This is a genomic window from Glycomyces sp. NRRL B-16210, from assembly GCF_000719515.1.
Classification (GTDB): domain Bacteria; phylum Actinomycetota; class Actinomycetes; order Mycobacteriales; family Micromonosporaceae; genus Glycomyces.
This window is the reverse complement of record NZ_JOGR01000008.1, coordinates 55,795-70,877: the sequence shown is the minus strand read 5'-3', so window position 1 is coordinate 70,877 and position 15,083 is coordinate 55,795. Positions and strand designations below refer to the sequence as shown.

The 15,083-nt window shown below is 69.3% G+C and carries 12 protein-coding genes and 1 pseudogene; 7 read left to right on the top strand and 6 right to left on the bottom strand.

All coding sequences use genetic code 11. From position 1 onward, the window contains the following. Nucleotides 1–77: 77 nt before the first annotated feature. Nucleotides 78–1,340 carry a PA2928 family protein gene (locus IF12_RS0112845; protein WP_030158749.1) on the bottom strand — a complete coding sequence of 421 codons (1,263 nt, stop codon included), beginning with the start codon at nt 1,338–1,340 and terminating at the stop codon, nt 78–80. Nucleotides 1,341–1,608: 268 nt separating this feature from the next. Between IF12_RS0112845 and IF12_RS24155 the strand changes: the two genes are divergently transcribed. The 4 genes from IF12_RS24155 (at nt 1,609) to IF12_RS0112825 (ending at nt 9,061) form a co-directional block, all read left to right on the top strand. Further along, complete coding sequence (locus IF12_RS24155) at nt 1,609–3,498, top strand: hypothetical protein (protein WP_133884170.1); 1,890 nt, start codon at nt 1,609–1,611, stop codon at nt 3,496–3,498. Between the two features lie 1,662 nt (nt 3,499–5,160). Next, nucleotides 5,161–6,219: a hypothetical protein gene (locus tag IF12_RS0112835; RefSeq protein ID WP_030158745.1), complete on the top strand. Its 1,059-nt coding sequence runs from the start codon at nt 5,161–5,163 to the stop codon at nt 6,217–6,219. After that, nucleotides 6,216–7,853 (top strand): lipopolysaccharide assembly protein LapB, encoded by a 1,638-nt coding sequence (locus tag IF12_RS0112830; protein ID WP_030158743.1) that lies wholly within the window; start codon nt 6,216–6,218, stop codon nt 7,851–7,853. Before IF12_RS0112835 ends, IF12_RS0112830 begins: the two co-directional genes overlap by 4 nt. Further along, on the top strand, nt 7,847–9,061 hold the full coding sequence (locus IF12_RS0112825; protein WP_030158741.1) for a CHAT domain-containing protein: 1,215 nt from the start codon (nt 7,847–7,849) through the stop codon (nt 9,059–9,061). Before IF12_RS0112830 ends, IF12_RS0112825 begins: the two co-directional genes overlap by 7 nt. Nucleotides 9,062–9,076: 15 nt before the next feature. On the opposite strand, the gene IF12_RS0112820 is transcribed toward IF12_RS0112825, so the two are convergent. The 3 genes from IF12_RS0112820 to IF12_RS0112810 form a co-directional block, all read right to left on the bottom strand. Further along, entirely contained in the window at nt 9,077–9,304 is a 228-nt protein-coding gene (locus IF12_RS0112820) for a hypothetical protein (protein WP_030158740.1), read from the bottom strand. A gap of 375 nt (nt 9,305–9,679) precedes the next feature. Then, a complete protein-coding gene (locus tag IF12_RS0112815; protein WP_133884169.1) occupies nt 9,680–9,934 on the bottom strand; it encodes a hypothetical protein in 255 nt (84 codons plus the stop codon). 156 nt (nt 9,935–10,090) lie between these two features. Continuing rightward, the gene (locus IF12_RS0112810; protein WP_030158735.1) at nt 10,091–10,420 is read right to left on the bottom strand and encodes a hypothetical protein; all 330 of its coding nucleotides are present in this window, start codon (nt 10,418–10,420) and stop codon (nt 10,091–10,093) included. Nucleotides 10,421–10,767: 347 nt separating this feature from the next. On the opposite strand from IF12_RS0112810, the gene IF12_RS0112805 reads away from it, so the two are divergent. Both IF12_RS0112805 and IF12_RS24965 read left to right on the top strand, forming a co-directional pair. Then, nucleotides 10,768–11,631 (top strand): Scr1 family TA system antitoxin-like transcriptional regulator, encoded by an 864-nt coding sequence (locus IF12_RS0112805; RefSeq protein ID WP_030158733.1) that lies wholly within the window; start codon nt 10,768–10,770, stop codon nt 11,629–11,631. Then, entirely contained in the window at nt 11,591–11,842 is a 252-nt protein-coding gene (locus tag IF12_RS24965) for a DUF397 domain-containing protein (protein WP_081913556.1), read from the top strand. Before IF12_RS0112805 ends, IF12_RS24965 begins: the two co-directional genes overlap by 41 nt. A gap of 288 nt (nt 11,843–12,130) precedes the next feature. On the opposite strand, the pseudogene IF12_RS24960 reads toward IF12_RS24965, so the two are convergent. Continuing rightward, nucleotides 12,131–12,927: pseudogene (locus IF12_RS24960) on the bottom strand (IS5 family transposase); the annotation flags it as partial. A gap of 59 nt (nt 12,928–12,986) precedes the next feature. On the opposite strand from IF12_RS24960, the gene IF12_RS0112795 reads away from it, so the two are divergent. Beyond that, nucleotides 12,987–14,123 (top strand): DUF6183 family protein, encoded by a 1,137-nt coding sequence (locus IF12_RS0112795; protein WP_030158729.1) that lies wholly within the window; start codon nt 12,987–12,989, stop codon nt 14,121–14,123. Nucleotides 14,124–14,300: 177 nt separating this feature from the next. Here IF12_RS0112795 and IF12_RS0112790 read toward each other — a convergent pair whose 3' ends face one another. Then, nucleotides 14,301–15,065 carry an SDR family NAD(P)-dependent oxidoreductase gene (locus IF12_RS0112790; protein ID WP_030158727.1) on the bottom strand — a complete coding sequence of 255 codons (765 nt, stop codon included), beginning with the start codon at nt 15,063–15,065 and terminating at the stop codon, nt 14,301–14,303. Between the last annotated feature and the right edge of the window lie 18 nt (nt 15,066–15,083).

Below are 15,083 nucleotides of genomic sequence, written 5' to 3'. Positions count from 1 at the left end.
TGTTCCTTTCGGTGCTCGCTGTGGTAGCGGTGTGGTTCTCAGTGTCGGTGCGGCTGGGCCGCTACCGGTCACAGGTTTCAGAGGGACGGGTTGCCGAGGAAGTCGGTCTCGCCGATCTCGACGCGGTCGATCGAGCCGTCGGGGGCGACGATCACGAGGTCGCTGAGCCAGGGGCCGTCGGGGGCGGCGGCGAGGACGACGACGTGCCCGCCGGGGGCGGTGGCGGCGCGGCCGAGGTGGTTGCCGGTGGTGAGGGAGGCGGTGACCTGGCCGGTGTCGAGGTCGATCACGTGGAGCGCGTAGCCGTCGCCGTTGGGTTCGGGCCGGTGCTCGATGAGCGCGAGGCCGCTGTGGGCGCCCGCGGCGGTGGCGTCGAGGCTCGGGAACAGGCTCATGCCCGCGCTCTCGGCGTCCTCCATGAACTCCTCGATGAGCCGGTCGACGTCGATTTCGACGCTGGTGGTGGAGACGAGCGCGGTCTGGTCGAGGACGATCCCGGCCTCGTAGTAGATGCGGGTGCCGAGGGCGTGGCGCCCGTCGGGGCCGACGATGACCGGGGTGCCGCCGAGCGCGCCGTCGGCGACCGGCTCGATGCGGAGGGTCCGGTCCTCGTCGAGGGGCGCGTCGGTGCAGGTGAGGCCGCCGATGTCGGGCACCCGGCCTTCGGCGAGGAGCAGGCCGCTCCAGGTGGCGGCGGTGGACTCGTCGGCGGGGACGGCTTCGAGCGCGTCGAGGGCGATGGTGTGGATCGCGCCGTTGACGTCGAGGGCGACGACCGCGCCGATGGTGGGGTCGAAGGCGTAGGCGGCGCCGGAGACCGATTGGGTCCCTTGGAGTCCGGGGAGGGCGCCGGGCTCGACGGCGATGGTGCCGTCGTCGAGTTCGAGGACGGTGAGGCCGTCGTCGGTGGCGAGGTAGGCGTAGGTCTCGCCGGCGGCGACGACCGCGGCGTCCCAGATGAGCTCGTCGCTGAGCTGCACGTCCCATCGGAGGTCGCCGGTGTCGAGTTCGACGGCGGCGATCCGCACCTGGAACATGTCGCCGGCGATCGAGTCGATGAGGCCCGCGTTGCCGTGGCGGTCGTAGGGCACCAGGACGAGGTCGGTGCCGTCGTGGGTGGCGAAGCCGATGCCGGACTGGAGGGTGATGTCCGGGTCGGGGGCGATGACGTGCTCGCCGAGGACGGCCGCGACGCCGATCCCGAGGGTGGGGACGAGGATCATCGGGAGCAGGCCGATGCGGCGGGCGCGGCGGCGGGGCGTCAGGGGATGGCTCGGGGTGCCGTACGGGGACCGCACCGCCTGCGCGGCGGGGAACTGGCGCGGGTCGTAGTAGCTCATGGTGGGCCTCCTTCGGTAGCGGGCGACGCCTACAGCGTCGCGAGGGAAGCGCGCCTACCGATCACAGGTTTGCGGCGGGACCGGTGGTCCGGCCGGGCGGCCGTTTCCTGCGAGCGAGAGGCGGGCCGGTCCGGCGGGCGCCGCAGCGCCGCTCCTTTCGGCGGTCGGGGTGCGGTCGAACATCTGCACGGTTCGAGACCGGCGCGGGTCGATTACACTTCGCGACATGGTGCAAGGCATCGCGGCCGCGGCGGCCGTCCCTCGGGGGATGCTCATCGCCGACGCGTGGGCGCAGCTCGGCGATGCCGTCGCGCCGCTGAGCAATGCTTCGGGGCGGCCGCTCGCACGGACGGTGAAGCTCATCCTGGACCCGCTGGTGCTGCGCCCGACGATGCAGCCGCGGTTCGCGGGCGGGGTGATCGAGGTCGAGCACGTGGACGCGCTGCGCGAGGCGATCCTGGAGGCGGGACCGGCGCTCGCGGCCACGGCGGCGTGGTTCCAGCTCGTGAAGAAGGCGAGGCGGCGCGCGGGGGTCACCGAGGGCCACCCGCAGGACCTGTACTTCCAGCGCTGCTTCGAACTCGCGCACTTGCACGGTGACCCGAGGCGCGAGCCGGAGGCCGCGCGGATCGCGGCCGAGACGGTGGCCGAGGTGCACGCCGAGCGCGGCGAGGTGACGGTGGACCGGTTGCGGCGCTTCGTGACCGACCCGGCCCGCGCGGCGGAGCTCACGGGACTGCTGCACGCCGCGTGGGAGCACAGAGGCCAAGAGGTACCGCCCACGCCTCCCGGCCGCGAGGCGCCGACGAACGAACTCCACGGCAGGGAGACCGGCGCGCGGGCGGGGCTTGCCGAGTTCCTCGAACGGTGCGCGACCGATCCTGACGCGAAGCTGTGGAAGGCGTTGGTGGAGGGAGGAGTCGGGACCGCGGAGGCGGCGGGGCTCGACCGGCCGGGGGTGGCGTGCGGGTACGGGTTGACCGACCGGGAGCGGCCCGCACCGCCGGAGATCGGCGACAGGGCTTCGAAGCGGGCGTTGCCGAGACCGTTCGACAGGTCTATTATGGAGCGTCTGTTCGCGGCGTTCACGGCGGTGTTCCAGCGGGAGTCCATGGCTGACATACCGTCGCTGGTGGTCGGGGAGATCCACCGGTCGGCGGGCGCGTGGCAACTGGCGAACGAGAGCGGCCGGGTAGCAATGGCGCTGGGAAGAGACGCCAGCGCCGGGCTTGGAAGCGGCCCGGCCACCGAAGAAGGAACCGCCGCCGACCTGGCAGCCGTCGCGAGCGCAACCAACGCCGACGCAACGCAATCTGCCGCCGCCCACGGGGTCGCTGCCCCCATTCCGGCCTCCACCGACACCGCCGCCCCCACCGACACCGAACCCGGAAACGGCGGGGCCGCAGGCCGCACCCACCTCCCGGCAACCGCAAACGCCGCAACCGCTCACAGCGCCGGGTTTGAGGACACCGCCGTGCGCAACGCCGAACTCGCAGGCACCGATGCCCAAAGCGCGCCCGGGGCCACCTCCGCAGCGACTGCCGCCGTTAGCGCGGCCGCGGCCAGCCCGGCAACCGCTCCTACCGCAGCCGTCGATGCGACCCCCATCTCGACGATCCATTCGGCCACCAGTGCGCCCGCATCCGCCAACGCCGAGCCCGGGAGCGGCCCTGCTACCGCAGATGGAACCTCGACCGGCGCGACTGAGGTCGCCGCCGGCGCAGCCACCATCTCCGCAACTCACTTCTCCGCCTCCAACACGTTTGCCGCCCGCATCCCCGCTCCCACCCTCACCGACACCGAGCCCGGAAACGGCGGGGCCGCAGGCCGCACCCACCTCCCGGCAACCGCGCACGCCGCCACCTCGGACGCGAACGCGCGCTTGCTGCGCCGCTGGCAGCGGGAGTCCTATGTGCACCGGGTGCTCCGACTCCCGCAAGCCGACGCCGCCCCGCCCGACCTGCGCGAGGACATCCGAACCGTGCGGCGGGCGTACCTGCGTCGCCTGTGGGCGCGGCTGCACGGACGCGAACTGCGCGGCGAGGCGACTGAAGCGGGCGAGGTCTGGGATCTGCTCGACGGCGTGCTGCGCTCGGTGGTCATGGACCAGCGCGACCGGCTCAAGCGGTCTCTCGAACGCAACGGACACCGAACATGACCCGCTTCGCGGTCGAACGGACCGCCATGACCATCGCCATAGGCGGCCGACCGCTATGCCCGGCAGCGCCGCAGCTCACCGCCGACCACAGCGGTGCTGCGACGAACCGTGTCGGCCCCCGGCCGCCGCACCCGCACCCGCACCCGCACCCGCACCCGCACCCGGAAGGATCGCGGCGCACCGCCGATGACGGCGAAGCCACCACCTCCCTTGGCGATGTCCGACCCACCCACCGCACCCGGTGCGCACCCGGCCCACGGATGGCTCTGGGAACTGCGATGACTCGCATCGTGGTCCAGAAGACTGCCACCACGAATGCCTTCGGCACCCCGCTGTCACGCCCGGCAGCGCCACAACTTCCCGCCGACCACAGCGGTGCTGCGACGAACCAAGTTGACCTCCGACCACCAAGCCGCGAAGCAGAGCAACTCACCGCCGATGACCGCAGGGCCGTCACCTCCCGCGGAACTCGCCGACCTCGGCCCGCCGCACCCGGCACACGCCCAGCGCCCGGAAACTCCCGGGGAACTCCGTTGACTCGCTTCGAGTTCGCGGAGTCCGCCACCACAATCGCTGTCGGCTCCCGACCGCCACGCCTCGCAGCATTCCGGCCAGGGCGGCCCAGTGTCGAACAGTGTCGGCCCCGGCCGTCGCGCTCGGACCGATCCCGACACACCGCAAATTACAACAGCGCCGCGACTTTTCCCTGCAATCTCCGACGCACCCACCGCACCCGGTGCGAACCCAGCTCTCGGACACCCCATGGAACTCCGATGACTAGCTTCGCGGTCCAGCGGACCGCCACGAACGACATCGGTACCCCGCCTTACCCGGCAGCGCCGCAGCTTCCCGCCGACCACAGCGGTGCTGCGACGAAACGTGCCGGACTCCGGCCGCCGCACTCGCAAGGATCGCGACTCACCGCCGCGCCCAGTCCCCGGATACCTCCGGGAACTCCAATGACCCGCATCGCGATCGCGAAGGCCGCCTTGACCATCGCCATCGACACTCCGCCCCCACACCCGGCAGCGCCGCAGCGCACCGCCGGCCAGGGCGGTCCTGCGCCAATCTGCGTCGACCTGCGGCCCCTGCGGCCCCTGCGCCAGGAAGCACGGCAACTCACCCTCGAAGGCGGCGACACCGCGACTTCCCTCTGCGGCCTCCGACCGCCACCTGCCGCGCCCGGCACAAGCCGAGCCCTCGCACACCCCCGGACACACCGATGACCCGAATCGCGGTCCAACGGGCCGCCATCACGAACGCCGTCGGCACTCCGCCGCCTTACCTGGCAATGACGCACCTTTCCGCCAACCACGCCGGTGCTACGACGGACCATGTCAACCGTCGGCCGCCACACCAGGAAGCACCGCACCTCACCGCCGCACCCGGTCCTCGATCTCCGGGAACACCGACCCGCATCGCGATCGCGAAGGCCGCCATGACCATCGCCGTAGGCCCTCGGCCGCCACGCCCGGCAGCGCCGCAGCTCACCGCCGATCACGCCGGTGCTACGACGAGCCGTGTCGACCCCCGGCCCCCGTACCCGGAAGGATCGCGGATCACCGCCGCTGACGGCGAAGCTGCCGCCTCACTCGGTGCTCTCGGTCCCCGGCCCACCGCACCCTGCACACGCCCAGCCCTCGTTCACCACCGGGAACGCCGATGACCCGCTTCGCGGTCGAGCGGGCCGCCTCCACCATCCTTGTTGGCTCCCAACCACCCCACCCCGAGCGCACCGCGCTCGTCGAGGCGCGCGGCGCGTTTCTGTTGTGGGACGTCCTCGCCCCGAGCCCGCATCCCGCCGCCGTGATCCATAACCACGCCCAAGCCGCCGAATGGCTCTGGGAGATATACGGGCTCGAAGCGTCCAGCGCGATCCTCACCAGCGCCGACACCGTCGAGACCCGTTCCGACACCGCCGAACCCGCGTCGCCCACGCTCACCGCAACCCGGCAACTCGCGCACCTCCGCTGGGCCGAGGCCTGGTGGCCCGCCTCCCATGCCGCGGCCGTGCCCGCGCTCCCCTCCGGCCTGCTCAATGCCGAAATCGCTTGGCGCACCGCCGCAGTCGAGCACCTGCTCGATGACGAAAGCGCGGTCGAGCGCGCCCTCGAAAGCATCGATCTCGGAGCCGCGCCAGCAAGTCCGGACCTCACCGTCGAAACGCAGGCCCTCACCGAAGCGCTGGAAGTACTCGCCGAGGACTACGGCGTCGTCCTTCGCCGGACCGCGCGCCACCGGCCCGAGGACTGGGCGCTCGCCGCGGGTGGCATCGCCCCCGGCACCCTCGCGGTCGCCAGCGGCGGCGGGCCCGTCGACTGGACGCTGGTGCCGCAAGGCCTGGTCGACGCCGCAGCCGAGGCGACCTGGAGCCTCGGACTGCGCTCGGGCGCACCGGTTCTGACCGTCACCGTTCCCGCCGCCCCCGGAGCGACAGACCTCGACCTCACCGCCCGCGTCGGCGGCGTCCAGGTCGACCTGCGCCTGGACCCCGCGACCGGAGCCTTCACCGGCGAAAGCGAAGCGCCGCGATCGTTCCTGACCACCTCCGCCGCAGAGAGGACCACGACAGTGCTTGCCCCCGGATTCGCATCGACCACACAGGACACCGACCCCGAAGCCGAGGACCGCCGAGCGGCCATCGTCGCGTTCGCGCTCGAACGCCTCGCCGCACCCGATGCGACCCTCACCGAACGCGCCGCCGCCAGGGGCGAGGCATGAGCGAGGACACCGACGACCTCGTCGGCCTCCGAGGCGCCGAGACCACCGGGCCCCGCTGGGCCGAGTTCCGCGCCTTGAACAACGCCGCCGCCCGCCTCATCAACGAGGGCCGGAACACCGAAGCCGTCGCGAAACTCCAAGAGGCGTACGAGAAGACCCTCGTCGAGGACGTCGACGCCGCTGGGCTCGACGGGCGGGCCCGCGCGCTCGCGAACCTCGCCGGACTCGCCGAGAACCGCGGCGACCCCGACGAGGCGCTGCGACTCACCGCGGAGGCTCTCAACGCCTGCGAGGCCGCGGAAGCCGACGCGGGCGACCGGTACGGCACCCGGGCCGTGCGCGCGTCCCTGCTGATCAACCGCGCCCAGACCCTCCAGCTCGTCGGCCGCCTCGACGAGGCCCTCGCCGACCTCGACACGGCGCTGGCCTCCATCGAGAGCTCGACCGCCGAGAAGGACAACGGCGTCCTCAACGTCATGCTCCACAACACCAAGACCGTGCTCCTCATCGGACTCGAACGCTGGGACGAGGCCGAGGCCACCGCCAAGCGCACCCTCGAACTCGCGACCCTCCACGAACCGCGCCTCGCCGGGCACCCGTACTCGAACCTCGCCGTGATCGCCCAGTCCCTCAACGACCACGCCGCCGCGATCGAATATCTGCGCCTGGCCGAGCAGCTCCACCAAGGCGACCCGGTCTCGGAGGCCCTGGCCGTCGCGAACCAGGGCCGCGCGGCCCTGCGCATCGGCGACCTTGCCACGGGAGACCGCCTCCTCGCCCAGGCCGAGCAGACGTTCAGCGAGGTCGAGCAGCCGCTGCGGGCCGCCGAGATCCGCTACGGCCGCGCCTACGCCGCCCTCTACAGCGGCGACCCCGCCCGCGCCCGCGAACTGCTCGTCCCCGCGATCGCGATCCTGCGCGACGCCGGACACGCGTCCATCCTCGCCGAAGCCCAAGCGCTCCTTGGGGACCTGTACGCCTCCGAGGCGAAGTTCGACGAGGCCGAAGCGGCGTACCTCGAATCGCGGGCCACCCACGAGGCGTCCGGGGCGCGGTACCACCTGGCGCGCATCGACATGCGGCGCGGCTACGCCATCACGGCCCGCCGCGGGCTCACCGTCATCGCCGAAGACCAGTACCGGCTGCTGCGCCAGGCCTTCGACCTCGCGCTGCCCGCCGCCCTCGCGACCGACGCGATCCGCCACCAGTTCGCCTCGGGCAGGGCCCGCGAACAGTGGGCGTCCACAGTGGCCATTCCGGCGATGGCGCACGCGCTCCACCTCGCCACCGCCCTGCACGACGCCCCGCTGATCTCCGAACTCCTCGAGCACATGTGCGCCACCGTGTCGCTCCACGCGCCGGACGGGACCCAGCCGTTCAACCCGCCGCTGGACGAGCCGACCGACGCCGACGCGCCGACCCTCTCGACCCCGGACGACCTGCGGCCCTTGCCGTTCACCGCCTCCGCGCTCGTCACCGGCATCTCCACCGACTTCCCAGCCGACCGCTTCGCGCTGCCGCCGCGACTGCGCGTCAACCCCTGGCGGCCCTCCCCGCTGGAGCCGTGGATCCAAGAGACCGAGCGGCGCTACGGGTTCGCGATCCGATCCGACGAAATGGTGCACACATGGTGAACTTCCGGCCGACCGTGCAGGTCAAGATCGTCGACGCCGACGCGCTCTACTACTCGTGGCGGTGGGAGCACGAACTCGGCGCGATCGAGAACATCCTCGCCCCCGCCGACGCGATCCAGCCGGCACTGGACGCGCTGGCCCTCGCGCTCCCGACGCCGCTGCCGGGCGAGAGCGTGGACGAGGCCCTGAAGCGCTCGCTCACCGACGGGCCGTTCACCGACCGCGCGCGCGAGACCGAGCTGATGTCGGCCCTGGCTCGGGCGCTCATCCCCTACAAGCTGGCGATGGAGCTCAACGCGTACTTGGAGAAGGGCCTGCGGCCGCACGTGCGCATCCAGCCTTCGCTCTCGACCAGTCAAGTGCCTTGGGAGGCACTGCATGTCGATGAGGGCGAGCGGTTCGTGACGAACGCGGACGTCTCGGTGCTGCCGCCCGCGACGGTGCGCAACGCGCCGGAACGCCTTGTCTCCGAATGGAACCCGAGCGGCAACGTGGTCGCGGTGCTCGACCCGAGGGTCCCGGGAGCGGGAGCCGATCTCGGATCGGTGCTCGGCCCGATCGCAGAGGGCTCCCAGATGGCGGGCCTCGTAGATCGTCTAGGCGGGCGCCGCGTCCCTGACGGCCAGGCGTTCCGCCGCAACGACACGACCCGGGACATGATCGAGCCGATGCTGGCGGACGCCGCGCGTTTCCTCTACGTGGGCCACGTGACGACCTCGCAGAACGGCCTCGACGCCCGCCTCCACCTGAGCTGCGGGCCCGCGACAACGGGCCGCGCGGCGGTGGTCCGGGGCCACCGGCCGCTGACGGCCGCCGACCTCGTCCTGGGCCACCGGCCCGGCGTGACCGCCGAATGGCGGATGCCGAACCGGGTCGCGCTGATCGCGTGCGAAAGCGGCGGCGAGGCCCGCTTCGCCGAGCCGGTCGGCCTGGTGGCGGCGGCGATCCACGGCGGCGCGCAATATGTCACGGCGACCCGCTGGACCCTCCCGACGGACGCGGGAATCCGCCGCTTCCTCACGGGGGCAACGGAAGAGATGAGCCTGATCCCGGAGGCGATTGTCGCCGTGGACGAGGCCCACGACGCTGAGGATCCGGTTGCGGCCCTGAACGACTGGCAGCGCAGAAAGGCCGCACGCTGGGAAGCCGAAGGCCGCCTGGAGGACTCCCCGATCATCTGGTCGGCCTTCGCCACCACCTACGGCTGAAGACCGAACTCCGAGTCAGCGCCGACGCCAACGCCAAGGCGCCAGAACCAAGGTCAGCCCGATCAACACCGTCACCACACCGGCGACCAGCCACCCGGTCGAACCGCCGGTGATCGGCTCGCACTCGGCGGCGCACAGGACCGGCTCGATTCGCAGGAGGTCGGCGCCTTGGAGCGCCCAGAGCAGCCCCAGAGCGGTCAAGACGACGCCCGCGATCACTCGTAGAATCGTTCGCCAGCTCATGTCGGCTCTCTCCTTCTGCCAGTGGCGAGTAGAGGCCCTCCGAGTATCCCGATCGACACCGCGAGCCCGGCCGGTCGCGCCCTGACGGATCACACCTGCCCTCGCCGGATGATTCCAGTCTCCAGGGCGGCGCTCGAACGCGTGAAGCGGGGCCGCGGCCGGCACTCGAATGCATGAAGTGGGGCCGCGGCCGGCACATCACCGCTTCGGCCGCGGCCCCACTATTAGTCCCGAACGCCGCCCGGGGGTGCGGCGGGACCAAGCCGAGCCCTCCACCCTGAACTCGGCTATTGCGGTCCCCGGCGCGAACCGAAAACACCGGGGACACTCATCGGGCAGGAACGCGGTCCTGGGAAGACACGCCCCGCCCAAGCCTCAAACGTCACCGCGAAGACGCGCACACACCTCGTCGGCCTTCACCGCGATCGCCTTGCGCAACAACGGATCGTCCTTGCCGTACCCGGCAGTCCAGAACAACTCAGCGGCCTCATCGATCTTGCGCGTCATCACCGTGAACCCCGACGCGAGATCCCTGACCGCGAACTGCCGACCGGTCAAGGTGTTCACGAACGTCTCCGCAACAAACGCCCGCCCCTCCGCATTGAACCCACACACCGGACGATTCGTCATCAACGCTCATCCACCCGCGCCCAACGACGCCCCGTCCGCACCTGCCGCACCGCAATGGCAAACCAATCGCGATCAGTGAGACGACCACCCCGCGGCGCACCAGTCACCTCAGCCGAGCTGGCAACCTCCCGCTCGGACTCCGGAGCCCTGTCCCGCTCATCCATTGCAGACCCTTACCGATCGCGGGTTCTCGGGCTCGCCGTTGTAGAAGACGTTGAAGGAGGCTTCTCGGGCCCAATGGCGCCAGGCGGCTGAGCGGTTGCGCCACTCGTCGCCCCAGGTCGAGAAGAGGTTGTCGGTGGCCAGGCCGGAGACGATGAGAACCAGGTCCGCGCGGTTCCCGTTGGCGTACACCTGGAATGAGTTGGGCTTGGTCGGAGCCGAGGCGCAGACGGTGAAACGGTGCGCTCCGTCGGTGAAGTCGCCGCGCACCAGAGGGTCCGCAGGCTCGGCATTGAGTTTGGATCGTGCGTTCAGGTACGACATCACTACCTCCACTAGAGAGTGGGTCGGAAATCCGACAGTTGCTATGCCGGAGGGCCGCGAACGATTGCTGGGAGGCGCGACCCTCCGGCTTTCCACCGCACGCGGACCGGGTATCGAACCCGCGATGAATCCAAGATAAGGCATGTTTTGCCAGGTCAGTAGCTATGTCACCCTGGACGTTTCGTCTAGCAGTGCCGGATGTTCATCCTTGATGAGCAATTACGGGGACCCGAAACGGGAGCCCATAGTTGACCGCCGAAACTGCGCCGCGTGGTGGTGGTTGCCTTTGTGGCGGTTCGTGCGATCATCGCTTCACACGGTTATTCGCGCAGCGCAGGGAGGTCGCGATGACAGGAACGGTCCCGTATCGGAAGTTCGCTGAGTCCTATTTGACAGCCGAGGTCAACTCGATCTCGGAGGACGCTGGCTGGAATCGAAGCCAGTTCGCCACGGTGACCGGCAAGAGCGTCAACACGATCAAGGCATGGCTGGAGGGCACCCGAATACCCGACAAGGGAAACCTGTCATTCATCTGCGACCAAACCGGAGTTGAAGAGGTTCGGCGCGACTTCATCCTGCATGTGAGGGATAACCTGCACAGCAGCGCTGAACTGGTCTCCGACCTCAACAAACGCAACCTCTACATCGTTGAGAGCGGGGAGCGGACGTATCCTGTGATCATTAAGTGGGAACCGCTCCTGCTGACCGGACTCCTCCAAACCGAGGCCTATCACATGCGATTGCTCGCAGGTCCCCTGGGCAATCCCGCCGAAAAGGTCAGAACTTGGAAGCGGAAGGAACGTCGAGGACGATCCTTCTTCGCGCGGTTCAAGGACAAAACACACCCGGAAGCCGAGCTCTACGTGTCAGCTCGGGCCATTGGCGACCTCGACCTGCTCACCGCTGCGGAGCGGGACCAGCAGATTGAACGGCTGCTCTGGGCAAACTCACTTCCTGGCTGTAAAGTGTGCGTGCCCCAACCTCCGCATCTCGGCAACTTCGCCTTCGATGCGTTCAAGTCCGATGGTCGGCCGGGGGTGGGACCAAACTTCGTGTACGTTGAGCAGCTTGACCAGACCCGCCACGTCGTCGATGAAGACAAGCTCGCTTTGTATGATCAGGCGCACGCCCTTCTCCGGTCGAACGCGCTAGAGATTGGAAGGTTCCTCGATGGCGGAGTACACCAGTTGGCGGAAGAGCAGCCGGAGTAACAGTAGTGGTCAAGAAGGATGCGTAGAGTGCCGTCAGTCCTGGAGGAAGAGCCTTCGGAGCGGCAGCACCGCACAAGAGGACTGTGTTGAGGCGCGGAACGTCTGCTCCGGCTTCCAGGTCCGAGACTCCAAACTCGGTCACGGCTCCCCGGTCTTCGACCTCGCAGCCTCCGACTACGCCAGCCTCCTGCGCTCCGCCCAGCAGCACTAACCCGAACCAATCCTCGCCCGAGCCCCTTGCCCCGCAAAGGGATCGCGCCATGTTCGCGCGCAGTCGAGTCGTTGCGGCAAGAACACAAACCTCGTAATCCAGGCCTCCTCGGCGGGAGACTGTCATGCCCAGTGCCGAAAAAGCCGCGGGCGCGGCCGGTGGCAATGCCGCAGCCGCCCGCGAGCCAGCAGCTGCCATCACCGCTTCGAGGGACGCCATAGACTCGCTCACTGCCGCCCTGACCAGCCTCGGCATTGAAATACGGGCTAAGAGCGTGTCTCGGTTGGCGAGTTTCTTGTAGCAGATGATCGATGCGGTGAGGGCGAGGAATGCGGTAAAGAGATGGCCGTGGCGCTCGTATCGCAAGGTCAAGCGCCGGTAGCCGCCGAGCCAGGCGATGGTGCGCTCGATGGCCCACCGGTGTCGGCCGAGACGGGCCGAGGATTCGATGCCGCGGCGGGCGATGCGGTCGCCGATGTGCCGTTCGCGCAGGGCGCGGTGGCAGTCGGGGATGTCGTAGTCCTTGTCGGCGTGGAGCTTCGCGGGCTTGCGGCGGCGCGGGCCGCGCCGGGACCGGATCTTCGGGATGCCTTGGATGAGCGGTTCGAGGGCTTGGGAGTCGTGCAGGTTCGCGGCCGAGACACCGAGCGCGAGCGGCAGTCCCGCACTGTCGGACAGGACGTGGATCTTCGAGCCAGACTTGCCGCGATCGACCGGGTTTGGCCCGGTCAGCGATCCCCCTTTCTAGCGCGCAAGCTCGCCGCGTCCACGATCGCGCGGGACCAGTCGATCTCGCCGGCCGCGCCGAGCCGGTCGAGCACGGCCCGGTGGAGCTTCACCCACAGCCCCGCATCGGACCATTCGGTGAATCGCCGGTGCGCGGTTTGGTAGGAGACTCCGAAGGTCGGCGGCAGGTGCCGCCAGGCGCAACCCGTGGTCAGGACGAATACGATCGCCGCGAACACCTGCCGGTTATCGGCCCTTGGAATGCCACCACCCTGCGCACGCTTCGGTGAGACCGGGATGAGCGGCTCGGTGATCTCCCACAGCCCATCGAGCACAAAACGTTCAGCGTACGGCTTCATTGGCCACTCGTACCACGTACCCGCCAAGCGCCTCACGGAACACGACCTATGCTCATGCCGTGAACCCACGGATTCAGCAGATCGTAGCAGGGTTGCCCCGCTTGAAGGACCTTAGGAAGCTCGACAAGGAGGCTGAACAGCGCCTCGCTGACGGCGACGCCGTGTTCGTAGCCGACCTCGCGATAGCGGTAAACGCCGAAGCCGTCGGGACGACCACCCCAGAGACCTGGCAGTACGATGCTGCCTACAGATTCCTGCTGCGGCTTCTCGCCACGACACCAGGACGTCACCACGTCGAGCAGACGCTACGAGCGCTGGTCGCCCCCGCGCAATCGGATCAGAAGCGCGTCCGATTCTTCGCTTCGGTGCTGGCCGCATCCCAAACCCCCGAAGACCTGTCACCAGTCTTCACCGGCGGCGGTTCCGGCGCTTCCGAGGAGCTGCGGGCTTGTCTCGTTCATGAGCTTGCGCTCAGGCAGACGCCGATCGATGCGATCCCGGCCATCCGCCGGTGGGCCGGGTCCACGCACTGGCGCCATCACCCGCTAGGTCTGCTGCCGCCGAAACTGGCTGCCTTTGAAAAAGACCCCGCATTGCCCCAATACTCCGCGCGCCGATCTGTCGTCGCTACGCCCTTTCTGTCTGACAGCAAAGCCGAGACGGTCGGCGGTGCTTCACACGTGCCCGCAGCGACCGAGGTGACAGTTGAGGCGTTCAGTGCCAATGTTGCTACCGCGGTGCAGAATTGGGTCGAGGACTCCAACGGCCGCGTTGAGGCTCGCGCCTTCGACCTCGCCGCGCCTGTGGAGCCCGACGCTCTTCCCGAACTGCTGCGAACGCTGGGCCTGGAAAGCCTCCGAGACACCGGTGGCCAACCTGCTTTTCCCTTGGCGCGCATAACGGCCGTCCAGGCCTGGCGGCTCCTGTTCGCAGCGGCATCCTCTGGTGGAGCGTACAACAGCGGACACTTCGGAGCCTATGGACGGCTGCACGCATGGAGATCCATCGCGGCTCTGGTCGGCACGGTCGCCGAGACTTCCCTGGAGCAGTTGGAGCAGCAGGTCCAGGCCTGGAGTTGGTTCGATTTCAGCGGTGCCACACCGTGGTTCGAAAAGGTTGCATGGGACCTCGGATTGGTGGCGGTCTCCCCCGATTCACAACATCTCACTGTCCTGGCCGCCACCGACACGGACTGAACCCGGTACACGTCCCGCAATCCGCCCAGACCTCAAGATCCCACCACCCACACGAACTCACCAACTGAGACACGCTCTTAGAGCGTGTCTCAGTTGGTGGTTTGTCAGGTTGGGGGCTGACGATGTCGCTTGGAGCAACGCGGCCTCGTCAGCCCGAACCCTTAGACGTGCGTTGATCTACCAGGGCAGTGGGCCTTCGGCGCTGTGGAACGCCCCGGTGGGTCCGTCGGCGTCGAGCACGGCCAGGCCCGCGATCGTCTCGGCGGCCTGCGCGGGTGTGAGGACCCCGGTGTTCCCGTTGATCTCGGTGTCGACGTAACCGGGTGCGACGGCGTTGACGAGGATGCCTTCGCCGCGCAGCTCGTTGGCGTACTGGATCGTGATCGCGTTCAGGGCGGTCTTCGACGGCGAGTACGCCGCCGACGGCAGGTTCGCCAGGGGCCCTTCGGGATCGGCGTAGAGCGCGAGCGAGGCGGCGTGGCTGGAGAGGTTGACGATGCGGGCCGCTTCGGACCGCCGCAGCAGCGGGAGCATCGCGTTCGTCACGGCGATGACGCCGAAGACGTTGACCTCGAACACCTCCCGAACGACCGCGAGGTCGACCGCGCTCGGCACGCGGTCGACCGCATCCTGCGGCGCGGCGTTCCCGGACCCCGAGACGCCGGCGTTATTGACCAGCACGTCGAGCCGGCCGTACTCCTCCTCGATCCGCTTGGCGGCCAACTGGATCGTCGTGGCGTCGGTGACGTCGAGCGCGAGGGCGTGCGCGTCGCCGCCCGACGCGCGGATCCCGGCCGCCGCCGCTTCGCCGCGCGCCAGGTCTCGGGCGCCGACCAGCACAGTCGCGCCGAGCGCGGCGAGCCGTTCGGCGGTGGCGCGGCCGATGCCCTTGCTCGCGCCGGTGACCAGTGCGAACTTGCGTGATGCGTTGTCGGTGTTCATGTTCGGTCTCCTGTCGAT

Bases quoted from the DNA above. Each gene is read 5' to 3' on its own strand.
- IF12_RS0112835 (WP_030158745.1), top strand. From the start codon at position 5,161: ATGACCCGCTTCGCGGTCGAGCGGGCCGCCTCCACCATCCTTGTTGGC.
- IF12_RS0112830 (WP_030158743.1), top strand. From the start codon at position 6,216: ATGAGCGAGGACACCGACGACCTCGTCGGCCTCCGAGGCGCCGAGACC.
- IF12_RS0112820 (WP_030158740.1), bottom strand. From the start codon at position 9,304: ATGAGCTGGCGAACGATTCTACGAGTGATCGCGGGCGTCGTCTTGACC.
- IF12_RS0112845 (WP_030158749.1), bottom strand. From the start codon at position 1,340: ATGAGCTACTACGACCCGCGCCAGTTCCCCGCCGCGCAGGCGGTGCGG.
- IF12_RS0112825 (WP_030158741.1), top strand. From the start codon at position 7,847: ATGGTGAACTTCCGGCCGACCGTGCAGGTCAAGATCGTCGACGCCGAC.
- IF12_RS0112810 (WP_030158735.1), bottom strand. From the start codon at position 10,420: ATGTCGTACCTGAACGCACGATCCAAACTCAATGCCGAGCCTGCGGAC.
- IF12_RS0112790 (WP_030158727.1), bottom strand. From the start codon at position 15,065: ATGAACACCGACAACGCATCACGCAAGTTCGCACTGGTCACCGGCGCG.
- IF12_RS24965 (WP_081913556.1), top strand. From the start codon at position 11,591: ATGGCGGAGTACACCAGTTGGCGGAAGAGCAGCCGGAGTAACAGTAGT.
- IF12_RS0112805 (WP_030158733.1), top strand. From the start codon at position 10,768: ATGACAGGAACGGTCCCGTATCGGAAGTTCGCTGAGTCCTATTTGACA.
- IF12_RS0112815 (WP_133884169.1), bottom strand. From the start codon at position 9,934: ATGACGAATCGTCCGGTGTGTGGGTTCAATGCGGAGGGGCGGGCGTTT.
- IF12_RS24155 (WP_133884170.1), top strand. From the start codon at position 1,609: ATGCTCATCGCCGACGCGTGGGCGCAGCTCGGCGATGCCGTCGCGCCG.